General features: G+C 73.2%; 5 protein-coding genes. All 5 read right to left on the bottom strand.

Annotated features, from left to right (window positions below; translation table 11 throughout):
• Nucleotides 1-5666 (bottom strand): non-ribosomal peptide synthetase (locus GA0070215_RS26510; protein ID WP_091051249.1); only part of this gene is annotated, 5666 nt, incomplete at its 3' end.
• The gene (locus GA0070215_RS26505; RefSeq protein WP_091051244.1) at nt 5663-13480 is read right to left on the bottom strand and encodes a non-ribosomal peptide synthetase; all 7818 of its coding nucleotides are present in this window, start codon (nt 13478-13480) and stop codon (nt 5663-5665) included. The genes GA0070215_RS26510 and GA0070215_RS26505, both read right to left, overlap by 4 nt.
• A gap of 33 nt (nt 13481-13513) precedes the next feature.
• Entirely contained in the window at nt 13514-13729 is a 216-nt protein-coding gene (locus GA0070215_RS26500; protein WP_091051239.1) for an MbtH family protein, read from the bottom strand.
• A gap of 48 nt (nt 13730-13777) precedes the next feature.
• Nucleotides 13778-16378 (bottom strand): lantibiotic dehydratase, encoded by a 2601-nt coding sequence (locus tag GA0070215_RS26495; protein ID WP_091051233.1) that lies wholly within the window; start codon nt 16376-16378, stop codon nt 13778-13780.
• The gene (locus tag GA0070215_RS26490) at nt 16375-17646 is read right to left on the bottom strand and encodes an MFS transporter (protein WP_167361584.1); all 1272 of its coding nucleotides are present in this window, start codon (nt 17644-17646) and stop codon (nt 16375-16377) included. Before GA0070215_RS26490 ends, GA0070215_RS26495 begins: the two co-directional genes overlap by 4 nt.
• Nucleotides 17647-18018: the final 372 nt, after the last annotated feature.

The raw sequence follows: 18018 nt of genomic DNA, 5'->3' as shown, positions 1-18018 counted from the left end.
CCACCGACGTACAACTCCCCCACCACACCGATCGGCACCGGCCGCAGAAACCGATCCAACACATGAACCACCGTGTTCCACACCGGAACCCCGATCGGGCTCGGCAGGTGAGCGTCGAATGCCGGGTCGGCCGTCCAGGACGTCACCTGGATGCAGGTCTCCGCCGGCCCGTACAGGTTGACCAGTGTCGCGCCGCTCACCCGGTGGAACCGGTCACGTAGCCTCGGCGGCAACGTCTCACCGCCGACGAAGACCTGACGCAGCTCGGTCAACTGCGCGAAGCCTGGCGTACCCAGCAGCACGTCCAACATGGAGGGCACCATCTGCAGGACGGTGATCCGCTGGGTGGCGCAGGCCCGCACCAGGTACGCCGGGTCCCGGTGCCCGTCCGGCCGGGCCATGACCAGCGTGGCCCCGGCGACGAGGGGCGCATAGAACTCCCAGACCGAGGCGTCGAAGCCGCACGGGGTCTTCTGGAGCAGCCGGTCCTCGGCGGTGAGCGGGAACGCCGCACGCATCCAGAGCATGTGGTTGGCGAGCGCCCGGTGGGTGATCATCACCTGCTTGGGGGCACCGGTCGACCCGGAGGTGCTCATCAGGTACGCGAGCTGGTCGGGATCGATGGGCACCTGGGGATCGTCGGCGCGGCCGTACGGATCCGGCGCGGTGACGTCGACGACCGGCAGACCGAGACCGGCGACAGCCTCCCGCGTCGCCTCGGTGGCACAGAGCACGGCGGTGACGCCGGAGCGCAGCAGCAGGTCACGGCGGCCGGCCGCCTCGGCCGGGTCGATCGGTAGGTAGCAGCCACCCGCCTTGAGGACCGCGAGCATCGCCATCGGCAGGTGTCGACCCCGTTCGATCAGCAGTGCCACCGGCGACTCGGCGCCGAGCCCCCGGTCGACGAGATGCCGGGCGAGGCGGTTGGCGGCGGCGTCGAGCTCGGCGTAGCTCAGTTCGCCGTCCTCGGCCAGGACAGCAACCCGGTGCGGGGTACGGGCCGCCTGCGCGGCGACGAGCTGGTGGACGAGCGCGGCGGGCAGGTCGGTGGCGGTGTCGTTCCAGGACCGCAGCAGGGCCAGTTCGGCCGGCGGGGGCAGCAGGGCACCCACCGGCCGGTCCGGGTGGTCGGCGGCGGTGCGCAGCACGTGCCGAAGCTGCTCCACCAGACGCGTCACCCGGTCGGGTGCGAACAGGTCGCTGCGGTAGGTCAGGTCACCGGCGATGCCGCCATCGGTCTCCGCCAGGTTCAACACCAGCTCGAACTTGGCCGCCGTCACCGGCAGCGGTCGCGGGGTCAGGGTGAGGCCGGCGACCTGCGGGTCGGGCGACGGGACGTTCTGCACGGCCAGCATCACCTGGAAGACCGGGTGCCGGGTCAGGTCCCGCTCGACGCCCAGGTCGGCGACTACCTCCTCGAAGGCGACGTCCTGGTGGGCGTACGCGGCGAGACAGGTCTCGCGGACCTGGCCCAGCAGCTCGGTGAAGCTGGGGTCGCCGGCCGTGCTGGTCCGCATGACGAGCGTACTGGCGAAGAAGCCGACCAGGTCGGCGGTGCCGGGAGCCTCGCGGTTGGCCACCGGGGTGCCGACCGCGATGTCGTCCTGCCCGCTGGTTCGCGCCAGGACGGTCTGGAAGGCGGCCAGCAGAACCATGAACAGGGTCGCGCCGTGCGCCCGGCCGAGTTCGTGCAGCCGCTCGGTGAGCGCACCGTCGATCGTGATCGGGACGCTGCCGGCGGGCACCCCGTCGGTGGGGTGGTGGGGGTGGTCGGTGGGGAGGTCGAGGGTGGGGGTGTTGGCGAGGTGGTGGGTCCAGTAGGTGCGGTGGTGTTGGTGTCGGGTGTGGTGGTGGGGGTGGTGGGTCCAGTGGGCGTAGTCGCGGTACTGGTGGGTGGGGGTGGGCAGGTGGTGGGGTTGGCCGGTGCGGTGGTGGTGGTAGAGGGCGGCGAGGTCGGTGATGAGCAGGCCCATGGACCAGGCGTCGGCGGCGATGTGGTGGACGGTGAGCAGGAGGTGGTGGTGGTCGTGGTCGGTGGTGACGAGGTGGGTGCGCAGGGGGTGGTCGGTGGTGAGGTCGAAGGGTTGCTGGGCCAGGTGGGTGAGGTAGCTGGTGGCGTCGGTGTGCGGGGGCAGGGTGTGGACGGTGACGGGTCGGGTGGGGGGCGGGTTGAGGTGTTGGGTGGGTGGCTCGGTGGGGGTGATGGTGGTGCGCAGGATCTGGTGGCGGTCGGTGAGATCGATCAGGGCGTGGTGCAGGGCGGTGTGGTCCAGTGCGCCGGTGAGGTCGATGGCGGTGGGGATGTTGTAGGCGGGGCTTGCGGGGTCGAGTTGGTGCAGGAACCACAGGCGTTGCTGGGCGGGGGTCAGGGGCGCCGGTTGCTGCGGCGGGGTCGACCGCAGCGGCGGCCGGCCGTCGGAATCCTGTCCGGTGACGGTGTCGAGGTGCGCGGCGAGCGCGGCCACCGTGGGATGCTCGAACACCCACCGCACCGGCACGTCCCGGCCGAGTGAGTCACGCAACCGCGCCGCGAGCTGCATGGCCCGCACCGAGTCCCCGCCGAGCCCGAAGAATGAGCTGTCCCGGTCGGTCACCGGCTGACCGAGCAGCGTCGCCACCTCTTCGGCGACGAGCCGTTCCGTCTCCCCCACCGGTGGCTCCGGCGTGTCCGGTGCCGCCTCGGCCGGTAGCAGCCCGGCCAGTCGAGATCGGACCAGCTTGCCCGAGCCGGCCCGGGGCAGGGCGTCGACCAGGACGACGCGGTCCGGCACCAGGCCGGAGGTCGTCCGCTGTCCGAGCCAGGCAGCGAGCGCGGCCGGGTCGATCCCGTCTCCGCCGGTCGGCACCACGCACGCGACCAGCGCGGCGTCCGGCCCGGTCCCGGTCACCAGCACACCGACGTCGGCCACCTGCGGATGGTTCCGCAGGGTCGCCTCCACCTCGGCCGGCTCGACCCGGATCCCCCGGATCTTGGCGGTCGTCGTCCGCCCGGCGAACTCCACCGCCCCGTCCGGCCCGATCCGGCCCAGGTCCGCGGTGCGGAAGAGGCGCGTCCCGGACCCGGCGGGGTCGGGTCGGAACCGGTCGGCGGTGGCAGCCGGATCCCCGACGTAGCCGAGGGTGAGGTGCCGGGTCCGCACCACGATCTCGCCCAACTCACCGATGCCGCACGGCCGGCCGTACCGGTCGTGCACCGCCATGCGCACACCGTCGACGCCGACGCCCACCGGCACCGGGTCCCGCTGGTCCCGGTCGGTGTCGTGCCAGCTCATCACCTGGGGTGTCTCGGTGGCCCCGTAGACGTTCACGAGGGCCGCCTGCGGGGCCACCGCCCGCAGTCGCGCCAGCACGTCGCGGGTGAGCAGGTCGCCGCCGAGGAACACCAGGCGCAGCGGCAGGCGCAGCCCGGCCGGTGCCGTGGCCGCCAGGATCGTGGCCAGCGCCGGAGTGATGTGTACGACCTTCACCGTGGCCTCGTGAAGCCACCCGGCGAGGTCCGCCATCTCGGCGAGGACGTCGCCGGGCGGCAGGCAGAGGGTGGCCCCGACGGTCAGCGGGGCGAAGAGGTCCCGCAGCAACGGGTCGTGGCCGATCCCGGCGAGCAGCGCCGTGCGGTCCGCCACCGTGAGCGTGAAGCGCTCGCGTTGCCACCGGAGGAAGTGCCCCAGCGGTCCGTGGGTGCCCAGCACCGCCCTCGGCCGGGCGGTGCTGCCGGTGGTGAAAGCCAGGTAGGCCACGTCGTCCGGGGTGACCACGACCTCCTGGTCCACCGCCGGCTCGTCGGTCAGCAGCCAGCGCGGACCGTCGGCGAGCGGAATCACCGGCAGACCGACGCCCGGCAGGGCCGTCGTGGGCGCCCCGCAGCCGAGGGCGGCGACCGGTGCGGCGACGTCGACGCAGGCGGCCAGGGCCGATTCCGGGGCGTCGGCGTCGAGTACCACGCAGACGCCACCGGCCCGCCAGATGCCGAGCAGTGCCACCGGCAGTTCCGGGGTGCGCCGGGCCAGCACAACCACCCGGTCACCAGGTCGCAGCCCCGCCCGGCGCAGCCGGGCGGCCACCTGGCCGGCCCGGTGGTCGAGTTCACCATAGGTCAGGTCGACGCCGCGACCGGAGACCGCGACGGCCTCGGGACGTGCGGTCACGGCGAGGGCCACCTGCGCCGGTACGGTGGGCGCGGGCGTCGCGGCCGGGACGGCCGGTTCGGCCGGCGGGCCACCCGGCACGTCGCGCAGGTCGATCAGGTCGACCTGGCGGCGCGGATCGGCGAGTCCCTGCCGCAGGACGGTCTGCCACTGCCGCATCAGCGCGGCGATCCGGTCGGCGTGGAAGAGATCGGTGTTGTAGAGCACCGACAGCCGGTAGCCGGTGGAATGTTCCTGCACGTAAACGGTGAGGTCGAACTTCGCGCCGACGTTCTGCGGCTCGCCGAACTCCGCGGCCACGCCCGGCATCTCAGCCACCGCCGCCGGAACATTGACCATGTTCAGCAGTACCTCGAACAGGGGGGCGCGATCCAGGTCGCCGGAGCGACCCAGCTCGGCCTGGACCCGCTCGAAGGGCACCTGCTGGTGCTCGAACGCGCGCAGGGTCTCCTGCCGGACCCGGTCGACGACCTCGCCGAAGGTGGGGTCACCGTGCAGATCGCAGCGCACCGCCACCAGATTGAGGAAGCAACCGACCAGCGGTGCGGTGTCGGGGTGGTCACGTCCGGCCACCGGGGTGCCGACCAGTAGGTCACGGCGCCCGGTCTGGCGGCTCAGCAGTACGGCCAGGGCGGCGAGCAGCACCACGAACGGGCTGGCCCCGGCCTGCTGCCCGAACGCGCGGATGCCGTGTGCCATCGCCTCGTCGAGGTGGAACTCCCGCTGCCCACCGCTGAACGTCCGGGTGACCGGCCGGGCGGCGTCGTGCGGCAGGCCGAGCGGCGCGACGTCGGCCAGCCGTTCCCGCCAGTACGCCAGCGCGGCGGCGTGGGCGCCACTGTCGAGTTGGCGGCGCTGCCACACTGCCCAGTCGGGGTACTGCACCGGCAGGGGCGCCAACCGAGGTTCCCGGTCCTCGACCACCGCGGTGTAGCACTCGGACAGCTCCCGTACCACGATCGCCACCGACCAGCCGTCGCCGACGATGTGGTGCATGGTGATCAGCAGGTCGTACCGGTCCTCGGCGAGCCGGACCAGGCGGACCCGCAGCAGCGGACCGGCACCGAGGTCGAATGCGGCGGTCGCCTCCGCCGTGGCGATCCGTTCGGCGACCCGGTCGCGCTCCGGCAGGTCGTGCCGGCAGAGGTCGTCGACGGTCAGCACCACCGCGGGATCGGAGACGACCCGCTGCCACGGGGTGCCGTCGGCGGCGCCGAACACCGTCCGGAGCGCCTCGTGCCGGGCGACCAGCATCCGCACCGCACGATGCAGGGCCGTGACGTCCAGGTGGCCGCTCAGGCGGACCGGGACGGCCATGTGGTATGCCGGATTGCCCGGGTCGATCTGTTCGAGCAGCCAGAACCGCAGTTGCGCATCGGTTAGTGGGAAGTGCCGGCCGCGATCCGGGTCGGCGGTCGGCCCGCCGGCCCGTACCGAGACGCCGGCGTCACGCAGTCGGGCCTGGAAACGGGCCCGCTGCTCCGGGGTCGGCGCGGCGCGGCGGCGCGGCGGCCGGGTCACGGCGCGCCCACCAGGTCCTCGTCGGTCAGCTCGTCCTGCACCTGCTGCCAGATCCGGGCAATCTGCTCGGTCTGACCCGGACTGGCCTCCCTGGCGGTCAGTGCCGCCGCGAGGCCCTCGACGGTGGGCTCTTCGAAGAAGACCCGCAGCGGCACGTCCACCTGGAAGATCTCCCGCACCTCGGCGATGATCCGGGTGGCCAGCAGCGAGTGCCCGCCGAGGGCGAAGAAGTCGTCGTGCACCCCGAGGTCGTCGTCGGCGAGCGCCGACTGCCAGACCTCGACCAGTACCTCCTCGACCGGGCTGCGGGGTGGCACGTACGGCACCTCCTCGCCGTCGGATCCGCCGTCGTCGATGGTGGAGCCGAGCCACTCCAGTCGTGCGTCGTCGCAGACCCGGGCGAGGGCGCCGGTGGATTCGCCGCCGTCGACCCGGTGCACCGTGCCCCTGCGGCGGACACCGGCGGGCTGCCCGAACCGGTCCTGCACGACCAGGCAGCAGCCGGGCAGCGGATGTCCGAGCCACCGGCCGTGGGCGTCCCGGGTGAACGCACTCGACGGCTCCCCACTGCTGGGGTCCAGCGGGACGAACAGCGCCGTCGGCGTGGCCGGCGGCCGGTCTCCGGTGTGCACCACGTGGATGCCGGGGGCGGTCGGGTCGGCGGCCCGGCCGACGGCGACGGTCGGTTCGCCGGCGCCGCCGAGGAGCAGCGTCGCCCCCGCGCTCAGCGCGACGAGGGCGGCCCAGACCGTCTCGGGCGCATCCGTCGGGCCGTCGACCCGGACCCGGTCGGCGGGGCCGACGCCCAGCTCCGCGCGCAGGGCGGGAACGGTCCGGCGGAGCGCGGCGTACCGGAGAATCTGTTGGCGGGTGCCGGCGGTGGAGTAGCGCAGCCATGCCGGGCCGGGCTCCGGCTCCCCCACCGGCGCGGGCCCGGCGCGTACCCCGTCCGGTCCGCTCAACGCGGTCGGTGCCGCGTCTCCGGTGACCTGGTCGTGCCACCACCCGGGGCGTTCGACGGGCATGGGTATCACGGTGGCGTCGAGGGCCAGCACCGCCAGCAGGGTCACCAGCCGGTCGAGGTCGGAGCCCTCACACGAGCCGACCCTGCTGCCCGCGGTCACCCCGGTGCCGCGCAGCTCGGCGACTCGCTTGCGCACCAGCCCGGCCAGATCGGCGTAGCTGGTCGGACCGGCGCCGGTGAGCACGGCGGTCGACGTGCCGCCGTCCCGGACGCCGTCGGCGAGCAGCACGTCGAGCGTCCAGTCCGCCGGCGGCGCCGTCGCGCCGGCCACCGGCGGTGCCGGATCCGCGGCGCGGGTCAGGACGCTCGCCGGCAGCGCCGGGTGAGCGGTGGCCCGGCGCAGCAGGGCGACCAGTTCCCCGCCGAGTCCGGCGACGGTGGACTCGTCGAAGAGGTCCCGGTTGTACTCGACGGTGCCGCGGATCCGGTCGCCCTCCTCCCACAGCGACACGGTCAGGTCGAACTTCGCCGTACCGGTGGTCACGTCGAGCAGTTCCAGGTCGAGGTCACCCAGGCGTAGGTGCGGGCGGGGCGCGTTCTGCCAGGCGAACACCACCTGGAACAGGGGGTTGCGGCCCAGGTCCCGGTCCGGCTGCACCGATTCGACCAGCAGCTCGAACGGCACGTCCTGCCCCAGCGAGGCGTCCAGTACCGTCTCCCGGACCCGGCCGGTCAGCTCCGTGAAGGTGGGGTCGCCGGACAGGTCCAGCCGTAGCGGCAGCGTGTTGGCGAAGAACCCGATGAGCTGCTCGGTCTCGACCCGGTTGCGACCGGAGATCGGGGTGCCGACCACCACGTCGTCGACGTCGCCGTGGCCGGCGAGGACCAGCCCGAAGGCGCTCAGCAGCACCATGAACACGGTGGCCCGGCCCTGCTGCGCGACGTCGCGCACCGCCGCGGTCGTCGCGGCGTCGAGCTGCCACGGCAGGACCGCCCCGGCGAAGCTCTGCACCGCCGGTCGGGGCCGATCGGTGGGCAGCCGCTGCGGCGGCACGTCGGCCAGCACCCGGGTCCAGCGCAGCAGGTGCGGGCGCAGCGACTCCGGTGTCAGCGTGGCGCGCTGCCAGGCGGCGAAGTCGGGGTACTGCACCGGCGGAGTGGGCACCGGGTCGGGTCGACCGGCGCACAGCTCCGGGTACGCGCTGGCCAGTTCGTCGGTCAGGACGCCAAGCGACCAGCCGTCGGCGATGCTGTGGTGCAGGACGATCGACAGCACGTGGTCGGTGCGGTCGAGCCGGAACAGGCGGGCCGTCCACAGGGGTCCCTCGGCCAGGTCGAGGGGGGTACGGGCATGCGCCTGCAGTGCCTCGGCCAGCCGGCCGAGCCGGTCGTCCGCCGGCACCTCGCTGATCGGCACCCGGATCGGCGCGGGCGGGTCGACCCACTGCACGGGTGCGGTGCCGACCAGCCGGAACGTGGTCCGCAGCGCCTCGTGCCGGGCGGCGACCCCGGTCAGCGCGGCGTCCAGGGCGACGCGGTCGAGCTCGCCGCGGAGCCGGACCGCGACCGGGATGTGGTACGCCACGTTGCCGGGCAGCAGTTCGTTGAGGAACCACAGCCGCTGCTGGGTGTACGACAGGAGGGCCGGCTCCGGATCGGCGCGGCGCACCGGTCCCGCGTCGGCCGGTACGTCGTCGGTCAGCCGTTGCCGCACCGCGGCGGCGAGGCCCGTGACGGTCGGATCGGTGAAGACCGCACGGAGTTCAAGTTCCACCCCGAAGATCGCGCGCAGGCGGGCGGTGAGCCGGGTGACCAGCAACGAGTGCCCGCCGAGGGCGAAGAAGTCGTCGTCGCGGCCGACCCGCTCCACCCCGAGGAGATCGGCGACGGTGCCGGCGACGAGGGTGGCGACCTGGTCGTCGGCCGGCGGGGGTGCCGAGGTGGGACCGGCCACGGTCACCGCCGGCAGGGCGCTGAGGTCGACCTTGCCGTGCCGGGTGAGCGGCAGTTCGTCGAGGTGCACGAAGACCGCCGGAACCATCGCCGGCAGGACACGGCCGCGCAGGAAGGACCGGAGCGTGTGGTCGTCGGCCCGCTCGGCGCCGTTGCGGTCGACCAGGTAGGCGACGAGCGCGTGGTCCCGGTCGAGGCCCTCGATCCCGCGTACCACGGCGGCGGCGACGGTGGGATGGTCGGTCAGCGCCGCCTCGATCTCGGCGGGCTCGATCCGGACCCCCCTGATCTTGAGTTGCATGTCGGCCCGCCCGACGAACTCGATGTTCCCGTCGGGCAGTCGCCGGCCCAGGTCGCCGGTGCGGTACATGCGGGCTCCGGGCACGTCCCCGAACGGGTCCGGGAGGAACCGCTCGGCGGTGGCGGCCGGCAGGTCGTGGTAGCCCCGGGCCACCCCCGCACCACCGATGTGGATCTCCCCGACGGTGCCGGCGGGCGCCGGGTGGCCGTACCCGTCCAGCAGGTAGATCCGGTAATGCCCCACCGGTCGGCCGATCGGCAGTGTCGGCCGGGTCGAGGAGCCGTCCACCCGGTAGGCGGTGCACCACACGGTGGCCTCGGTCGGCCCGTACTCGTTGACCAGCCGGGCCTGCGGCAGCACCTCGCGGTGCCGGTCGGCGACGGTGGTCGGGCAGGACTCACCCGCGAGCACCACCGACCGCAGTTCGGGCAGGTGACCGGCGGGAAGCAGGTCGAGCAGGTCGAGGTAGAGCGACGGCACGCTCTCGAAGTGCGACACGCGGTGCCGGTGCAGCAGTTCCCGGTGGTGACCCGGGTCCTGGTCCCGCTCCGGGTCGGGGAGCACCAGCGTGCCGCCTTCGAGCAGGGTCCAGAAGAGACCGGCCACCGAGCTGTCGAAGCCGAGCGAGGAGATGAGCAGGAAGCTGCGCACCCGGTCGGGGAAGTAGCCGAGACGGGCGAACGTGGAGTGGAGCAGGTTGTCGTGGCTGACCTCGATGCCCTTCGGCCGGCCGGTGGAGCCGGAGGTGTACATCACGTACGCCAGGTCGTCGGGGCCCGGCCGGGGTCCCTGCCCGTTCTCGTCCGCGCCCGGCCCGTCGAGCCCGTCGGGCCGCAGCACGGTCGGGGCGGCCGGACCGTCGTCGGGCACCGGCAGGTCGGTGACCAGCACGGTGATACCGGCGTCACCCAGGATGTGGCGTACGCGGGCCGGCGGGGCGGCCGGGTCGACGGCGACGTACGCGCCGCCGGCGCGCAGCGTGGCCAGGATGGCGACGATCGCCTGCGGTGAGCGGGGCAGGTGGATGCCGACCCGATGACCCGGCCCCACCCCGGCGGCCCGCAGCCGCCCGGCCAGCGCGGCGCTTTCCACATCCAGGGCGGCGTAGCTGAGGGCGGTGTCACCGCAGCGGACCGCCACGGCCTGCGGGGTCCGCGTGGCGTGGGCGAGGATCAGCTCGTGCAGTCGTACGTCGGCCGGGGGCGGCGGCTCGTCGGGGCCGCTCCAGGTGGCGCTCTGCGGGCGGGTGGTCGCCGGCATCGCGCCGATCGGCAGGTCGGGTCGTTCGACCAGCGCGGTGAGCAGCAGTTCGTATCCGGCGGCCAGGTCGTCGACCGCGCTGGCCGACACCGCCGTCGGCTCGTACTCCCAGGCGAGGAGCAGGCGGCGGGGAACCGGGGCGGCCCGGAGCACCAGGTCGGCGGTGGCGGCGTGGCGGGGCAGCGGCCGGGGGGTGAGGCGCAGCGCGCCGAGCGCCAGCGGGGTGGCTGGATCCTCCATCGCCAGTGCGGCGACCGCCGCTCCCCCCGGCGCCTGCTCCAGCACGAACATCGCCTGGACCGGGAGGGCCGAGCCATTTCCACCGGCTGCCCGCAGATCGCGGACCACCTCCGCGTAGGGGTGGTCACGGTGGTCGAGGGCGGCGGCGACGCGCGCCGCGTTCGTCGCCAGCAGGTCGGTGAAGGTGGGGTTGCCGCTCAGGTCGGCCCGGTGCACCACGGTGTTGAGCAGGTAGCCGACGGTCGTCGCGGAGGCGGCGTCCCGGTGCAGCGCGGCCGGTGAGCCCACCAGCAGATCGGTTTGACCGGTGAATCGGTGCAGCAGCACCTGGAAGGCAGAGAGCAGCACCACGTACGGGGTGGTACGGGCGCTCACGGCCAGCGCGGTGACCTGGTCGACGACCGGCCCCGTCAGCACTCCCTGGATCATCGTCGGTGTCGCCGGGTCGGTGCCGCCGACGGCCAGGGCCGGCAGGGTGAGCGCGGCCGGATCGCCGGCGAGCGCGTCTGCCCAGTACCGCCGCGACTCGTTCCGGCGGGCCGGGGTGGCGACGAGCCGGCGCACGGCCCGCCGGTGGTCACCCGGCTCGGGCAGGTCGACCGCCGTACCGGTGGCCTCGGCCGGGTAGATCCGGCGTAGTTCGTCGAGGAGGACCGCTGCCGACCACAGGTCCGTGGTGATGTGATGCGCGGCCAGCAACAGCACCGGAGGGCCGACGGTCGGGGTGAGCAGGCAGGCCCGCACCAGGGGACCCCGGGTCAGGTCGAACGGTTCCCGGGCCCGGCTGGCAAGTTCGGCGTCGAGGTCGGCGGAGGCGCAGGTCACCTCGTCGAGCAGCCGGGGCGGTAGCTCCGCCTCGGCGGCCACGGGCGCGCCGTCCTGCTCGGGGTAGCAGGACCGTAGCGCCGGATGCCGGGTGAGCAACCGGCGCAGTGTCCGGTCGAGGGCGTCCGCGTCAGGTGCTCCTCCGTCGATGGTGAACGCCCTCGCCAGGTGGTACGCGGTCGACGTGGGGTCGAGCCGGTGCAGGTACCACAGCGCCTCGACGCCGGGGGAGATCGGGGTGCCGCCGTCGTCGTCGGCCGGGCCGGCGTCCCGGTCGGCGAGCCGGCCGGCGAGGTGTTCCGCGAGGTCGGCGATCGACCAGGGCTGGAGCAGGCCGCGCAGGTCGAGGTGGACGCCGGTGAGACGTTCGAGGTCGTGCAGCAGTTGCGCCGAGGCGAGGGAGTCCAGTCCCACCGCGTCGAGCCGGTCCGCGGCGGTGATCTGACCGGTGCCGCCGCCGGTGGCCCGGCCGACCAGCCCGATCAGGTGCTCGGTCAGCTCGGTGGCGGTGCGGGGCCGGGCGGGCGGCCCGGCGCCGTCCGCGGGCGGCCCGGTGACCGCCGGCCCGCCGGCGTCACGGTGGACGACGTCGAGGGTGCCCGCGCGGTACCGGGCGGCGGTCTCCCGGCGTTGGGTCTTCCCGCTGGAGGTCTTGGGGACGGTCCCCCGGGAGACGAAGACGACCTCGTGGACCGGGGCGTCGTGGACGGTGCCGACGAGTTGCCGGATCCGGTGGGCCGCCTCGGCGTCTGCCGGTAGGGCATCCGCGTTCCGCTCGGCGACCACCACGACGCCTTCGGTCTCCTCGACGGTGACCGGGAAGGCGGCGACACAGCCCGGCCGGACCCCGGCCGCCGCGGTGACGGCGGTCAGCTCGATGTCCTGCGGGTAGAGGTTGCGGCCCCGCACCACGATGACATCGCTGGAGCGGCCGGTGACGAACAGTTCTCCGTCGAGCAGGAAACCGAGATCCCCGGTCCGTAGGAAGAGGCGGCCGGCCCGCTCGACGAACACCTCGTGTTCCGCCGGCGTGCGCCAGTAGCCCGCGCAGACGCTCGGCCCGTGGACCTGGATCTCGCCGACCTGACCGTCGCCGCGTTCGGCGCCGGTGGCCGGATCGACGATCGCGACGGTCTGGTCGCCCAGCGGCCGACCGGAACCGACCAGCGTGGTAGCAGGGTCGTCGTCGCGTGGTGGCCGGGCCAACCCCGTGGCGAGCGCCCCGGAGTCGACCCGGTGGTGTACGGCACCCTGCCCGGCGGGCGCGCCGGTCACGATGAGGGTGGCCTCCGCCAGCCCGTAGCAGGGCAGGAAGGCGGTGGGCCGGAAGCCGTAGGGGGCGAAGGTCGCCGCGAACCTTTCGAGCACCCCGGCGTGAATCGGCTCCGACCCGCTGAAAGCTACCTGCCAGCCGCTGAGGTCCAGGTCCACGCAGCGCTGCGGGTCGAAGCGGCGGACACACAGGTCGTACGCGAAGTTCGGCCCGCCGCTGGCGGTGATGTGCTGCGCGGCGATGGTGTCCAGCCAGCTCAGCGGATCGGTGAGGAACTCCAGCGGGGAGGCGAGGACCATGTCGAAGTCCACGTAGAGCGGTTGCAGGATGCCACCGATCAGTCCCATGTCGTGGTAGAGCGGAAGCCAGCTCATCCCCCGGGACCGGGGGGTGGTCGCGAACGACGAGCGGATCAACTCCAGGTTGTGGCGGAGGTTGGCGTGGCTGACGACGACGCCCCGGGGGGCCGTCGTCGACCCGGAGGTGTACTGGAGGAAGGCGGTCGTCGCGGGCGTGATCGGCGGTCGGCGCCAGTCGGCGGCGGCCGAGTCGGGCAGCGCGTCGGTGGCGATCCAGGTCAGTGCCGGAACATCGGCCAGGCTGGCCAGACCGGCGCCAAGGTCCACCAGGTCCTCGGTGGTCAGGGCGGCGGCGGGGGCGGCGTCCGCGGCGACGGCGATCAGCCGGGGCAGGCTGCGTTCCAGCCGGGCCGGGTCCGGCGGGAAGACCGGAACCGCCACCACGCCGGCGTACAGGCAGCCGAAGAACGCCGAGACGTACTCCAGACCGGGCGGGTAGACCAGCAGCACCCGCTCACCGCGCAGGCCCCGGGCGAGCAGTTCCGCACCGATCGCCCGGGCCCGGCGGTCGAGGTCGGCGAACCCGAGCCGGTGGCGGCTGGACCCGGACACGTAGGTGTAGCCCCGGTCGCTGCCGGTACGGGACGTCAACAGGTCGACTAGCGTGCCGCCGACCTCGGTACCGCTGTGGGGTGCCATGCCGCTCCTCGCGTCCACGTGCTGTCCGTCCGACTACTCGCCGCTCTGCGCCGCGAGCCTGCGGCGCAGGCTCAACGGGCGCATGTCGGTCCACACCTCGGCGATGTACGCCAGGCAGTCCGCCTTCGGGCCGGTCCGTCCGGCGTCCCGCCACCCCGGGGGAAGGTCCCGATCGGCCGGCCAGATGGAGTACTGCTCTTCGTCGTTGACCACTGCGCGGTAGATCGTGAGGTCCTCGTCGGGTTCCATGCGCTGCTGTCCTCTCTGTCGGCTTCCGGTGCGGGTCGGGTCTCGTCGTCAGCCGCGCGCCGGGGCGTCCGCCGCCGGCTCGTCGCGGCCGGCAAGGTCGACGATCACGGTGCGGAACTCACTGGTGTACGGCTGCTGGTCGCCGTCGCGTAGCCAGGACTGCGAACCGGTGGGCAGCATCTCGGTGAACGTCGCGGAGCCGTCGACCGGCCCGTGCTCGAGGGCGCGGCGCAGCCCCTTGACCATGATGTTGACCAGGATCGGGCTGGTGAAGTCGAGGTAGAGCGGCTTCTGCTCGGTGGGGAGCTTGACGAAGACCCGCTCCGGCAGGCCGTGGTGCCGGGCGAACCCGCGCGACGCGACGAACCGGTCCACCTCGCCGTCGCCGGTGAGGTGACGCAGCTCGGCCAGCGGAAAGCGCCAGGATTCGCGCTGCGCCACCAGCCGGCCGATCTGCACGCGGGGGGTGTGCGACCGACCGGTGCTCAGGCCGAACACGTCGACGACGTTCGTGGAGAGCAACTCGCCGACCAGTTCCACCGCCGGCAGGTCGACCCGCCGGTCGAAGGTACGGGCCCGCAACACGCCGTCGATCTCCTCGATGACCAGGTCGCTGATCGCGACCTGGTTCTCGACCGGCACCGACGGCTCGGCGAACTCGTGGGACATCAGCAGTTGGACGTCGGTCGGGCGTCGCAGGGCGTCGCGGGTGCTGGAGGTGACGCCGGGCCACACCCGGGGCGCGACGGTGGCCACCACCCGGGTGGGCAGATCCCAGGCGACGTACTCGGACAGCTCGCCCGGGGCTGTGTGATTGTCGGCGAACCCGGCGGCGGCGAGGGTGTTGTTGGCCGCGTGCATCTCGCCGAGCACGAGGGTGTACTCGCCGCGTTCGACGGCTGCGACGTCTGCTGCGGCGACAAGGACGTCCGGGCTGTGGTAGCGCGCGTAGCCCCAGCCTGGACGTTCGGCGGGGAAGACTCGCGCCACGGCCGCCCGCACCGAGGCGGCGTCGCGTTGGACGACCCGCTGTCCCGAGTCGAGGTCGAGCACCTGTTCCCAGCGGCGCTGGAACTCGTCCCGCAGGTCGGTGACGAAGGGGGCGGCTTGTTGCCGGTCGCTGCCGAGGCCGGGGAAGAGCCGTGGCAGCACCTGCCACAACCGGGCGGCGGGCACGTAGGTCTCCGGTCCGTCCGCCCGCAGCTCGTGGAAGAGCTCGAGCAGTCCGGTGTGCGCCAGTTGGGCGGCCCGCACGCTGAACCAGCGCAGACTCTGCAGCAGGGGCACGAGCGCGACGCCCAGTTCGGTGCGGATCTCCGGGCCGAGTTCGACGTCGAGGTCGCGTGTGCAGTCCTCGTAGACGATCGCCCGGGCGGCGTACATCTGCCCGTGTCCGCGTACGGCGGGTTGACCGGTGAGCCGGGTGAAGATCCGGTCCGCTGTCTCCAGGCTGCGGTAGAGCGGCTCGACCGTGCCGGCGCTGGCGGCGACCGCGCCGATCGCGCTCTGGTAGACCTGGAGCATCCGCCGGGCGACCGGCTGGAGACGGTCGTCGTCGATCCCGTCCAGCAGGGCGGACAGTTCACGCTCGGGGGCGGTGACGAAGGGCACCTCCAGATGCCATTCCGTGATTCCCCGGTTCGTCAGATCGGCGAGGAAGGCGTACACCTCCTCCTCGTCCCGCAGTGTCGGGTCTTCGGCGGCCAGGGCCAGGGCGGCCACGTCGCGGGCCGACCGCTTGCCGTCGCACGCGGCCAGGGCGGCGGCCTGCCCCGGCGACAGGTGGATCGGGGGTGAGCCGGAGGGCTGCACGACGTCCTCGGTGCGGTGCGCGAAGGGCAGCAGGCGTGGGCGGGCCCACCGCCGGGCGTTCGGGAGCCCTCCGATCGCCTCGGCCAGCGCGTCGATCCCCCACTGCTCGCAGTTGACCCGGCGGTCCCGGATCAGTCCCGGACCGGACACGGCGGTCAGCGCCGGCCCGGTGTCGAGAAAACGAGCCCAACTGATCGGACCGAAGTAGCCGATGCTGTCGTTCTTGGCGCAGTAGCGCTGCGCGTAGCGGGCGATGAGTTCCTCACGCCGCCGCCGGGTCTGGTTGTACGACCCGCCGGTCCCGTCGCGCCGCAGCGGGGCGACGACGGTCTGGAACGCCTCCCGGTTCTGCCAGACGATCGCCTCGGCGATCCGGTCGTCGGCGACCAGATCGGCGGTGGCGGCGGAGGTCCGGGCCCGCGCCTCGACCCAGGTGCGTTCGAGCTCGGCCCTGGCGCGGCCGACGGCCCGCCGGGCGGCATCGTGGACGTCGGCCGCGGCGACGATGTCCGTCGGAATACCTTCCGGCAGCGACCTGCCGCGGCGCAACGCCTTCATGGCCCTCAGTAGCGGGCGACGCCGCGGTGAGTCCCAGTCGTCGGCCTCGCGCAGGTCGTCGAGGCAACCCCGGACGACGGCCAGCGCCCGGAGGTAGGCCTGCCGTTCGTCGTCGCGCGCGTCGTTGAGCCGGTCGGCGGCGGCTGCCGCCGGAGCGTCGGAGAGGGCGGCCAGCCGGGTCAGCGGGAAACCCGCGGAGCGGAGGCAGGACCAGCGCCAGATCGCCCACTCGTCGGAGGCCAGGTCGGCCAGGTGCGGGGGGAGCCCGGTGGGCGTCACGATGCCTCCTGACGTATCGATCGGGTACGCCACAGCGGGGTGCCGAGGCCGACCAGCACCACCAGGAGGTTGAGCGACCCGATCACCACGAAGACCGTCGTCGTGGCGAACAGGTCGGCGGCGGCGCTGACCAGGACGATGCCCAGCGCCTCGGTGGCGAGGAAAACGGTCAACACGGCGGCCGAGACCCGGCCCAGCAGCGGATCGGGGGTGATCTCCTGCCGCAGTGTGGTGCCGAGAATCGCGGCCACCACCTGCCCGAACGCGAAGACGACGGCGAGCGGAGCCACCACCCACACCGAGCCACCGAGGCTGACGGCGGCCAGCGCGACCCCCTGCACGGCCACACTCAGCAGCCACGCCCGCCCGACGCCGAGGAGTCGCCGCAGCGCGCCGGTGCTGACCGCCGCCAGGACCGCACCGACGCTGGCCAGGCTCAGCAGCAGGCCGATCTGACCACTCCCGACACCCAGATCGGTGCGCAGGTAGTAGATGAACAGCATGGTGGTGCCGGCGATGAGCATGCCGTTGACCAGTTCGAGGGCGACCAGGTGCCGCAGGAACGGGTGGGCCAGGACGAACCGGAGGCCGGCGAGGCGTCCGGCCAGGGGCACCGAGGTGGCCTCGTCGACCGCGCCGGCCGTGATCCGGGCGGCGATACGCGGACGGACGAAGGCCCAGGCGAGCGCCGACACACCGAAGGTCAGGGCGTTGATGCCGATCGCGCCGGCCTCGCTGGTCGCCGCGATGACGACTCCGGCGAGCGCGGGCCCGACACCGTACGCCACCTCGCCGAGGGTGATCAGTTGCCCGTTGGCCCGCACCAGGCGATCCCGGCCGACGATCTGCGGCATGATCGCGCGCAGGCCGACCGTGGAGAGGCTCACCGCGATGCTGCTGGCCACGACCACGGCGTAGATGAGCCAGATGCCGTACCGGTCCCAGACGGGCGCCGGGACGACCCACCAGACCAGCGGAACCGAGCCGGCGAGAGCGAACTGCGCCCAGTCGCAGGCCATCAACAACCGGCGTCGGTCTACCTGGTCGACGATCGGTCCGGCCAGGACCCCACCGACCAGCTGCGCCACCATGGACAGACCGGCGACGATACCCATCTGGGTGGCCGATCCGGTGCTGGCCAGGACGAGCAGCGGCATGGCCACGTTGGCGAACGCGTCACCGAGGGCCGAGATGGACTGCCCGGCGAGCAGGAAGCCGAAGCTCCGGCCCCGGGACGAGGGCGCGTCGGTCGAGGGCCCGGTGCCCATCTGGTCGGCGGTGGCTCCTGCCGGGGCTATGACTTCCCTCCTCGGGTCGAATGGAACGGGACCTGCTCGCCGCGGGCGTCCAGGAATGGCTCCCGCCGGAATTCGGGTGTCCGCGACCGCGCCACGGACGAAAATCTCGTTAGCTGCGCGACGGGTGGAGCGGAGGAGGCCACGTCGCGGTCGGTAGATTGCGGCCCTAATTCCACTCCGAGGTTGACTGCTTTCATTCCGTAACCGTTCCCTGGAATAAACTTGGCACATTTATGCCAACCTTCGGGCGTCCGCTTGCATGGCCCGCGATCGCCACTTAAAGCACCGGCACGACAACGACAGCGAACCACCCGACGAGCGACGAGGCAGCCATGCCACCTG

This window comes from Micromonospora marina, from assembly GCF_900091565.1.
GTDB lineage: Bacteria > Actinomycetota > Actinomycetes > Mycobacteriales > Micromonosporaceae > Micromonospora > Micromonospora marina.
This window is presented reverse-complemented; position numbering and strand designations above follow the sequence as displayed.

Excerpts from the sequence above, each read along its gene's own strand:
- GA0070215_RS26505 (WP_091051244.1), bottom strand. The coding sequence starts at position 13,480 with ATGGCACCCCACAGCGGTACCGAGGTCGGCGGCACGCTAGTCGACCTG.
- GA0070215_RS26500 (WP_091051239.1), bottom strand. The coding sequence starts at position 13,729 with ATGGAACCCGACGAGGACCTCACGATCTACCGCGCAGTGGTCAACGAC.
- GA0070215_RS26490 (WP_167361584.1), bottom strand. The coding sequence starts at position 17,646 with ATGGGCACCGGGCCCTCGACCGACGCGCCCTCGTCCCGGGGCCGGAGC.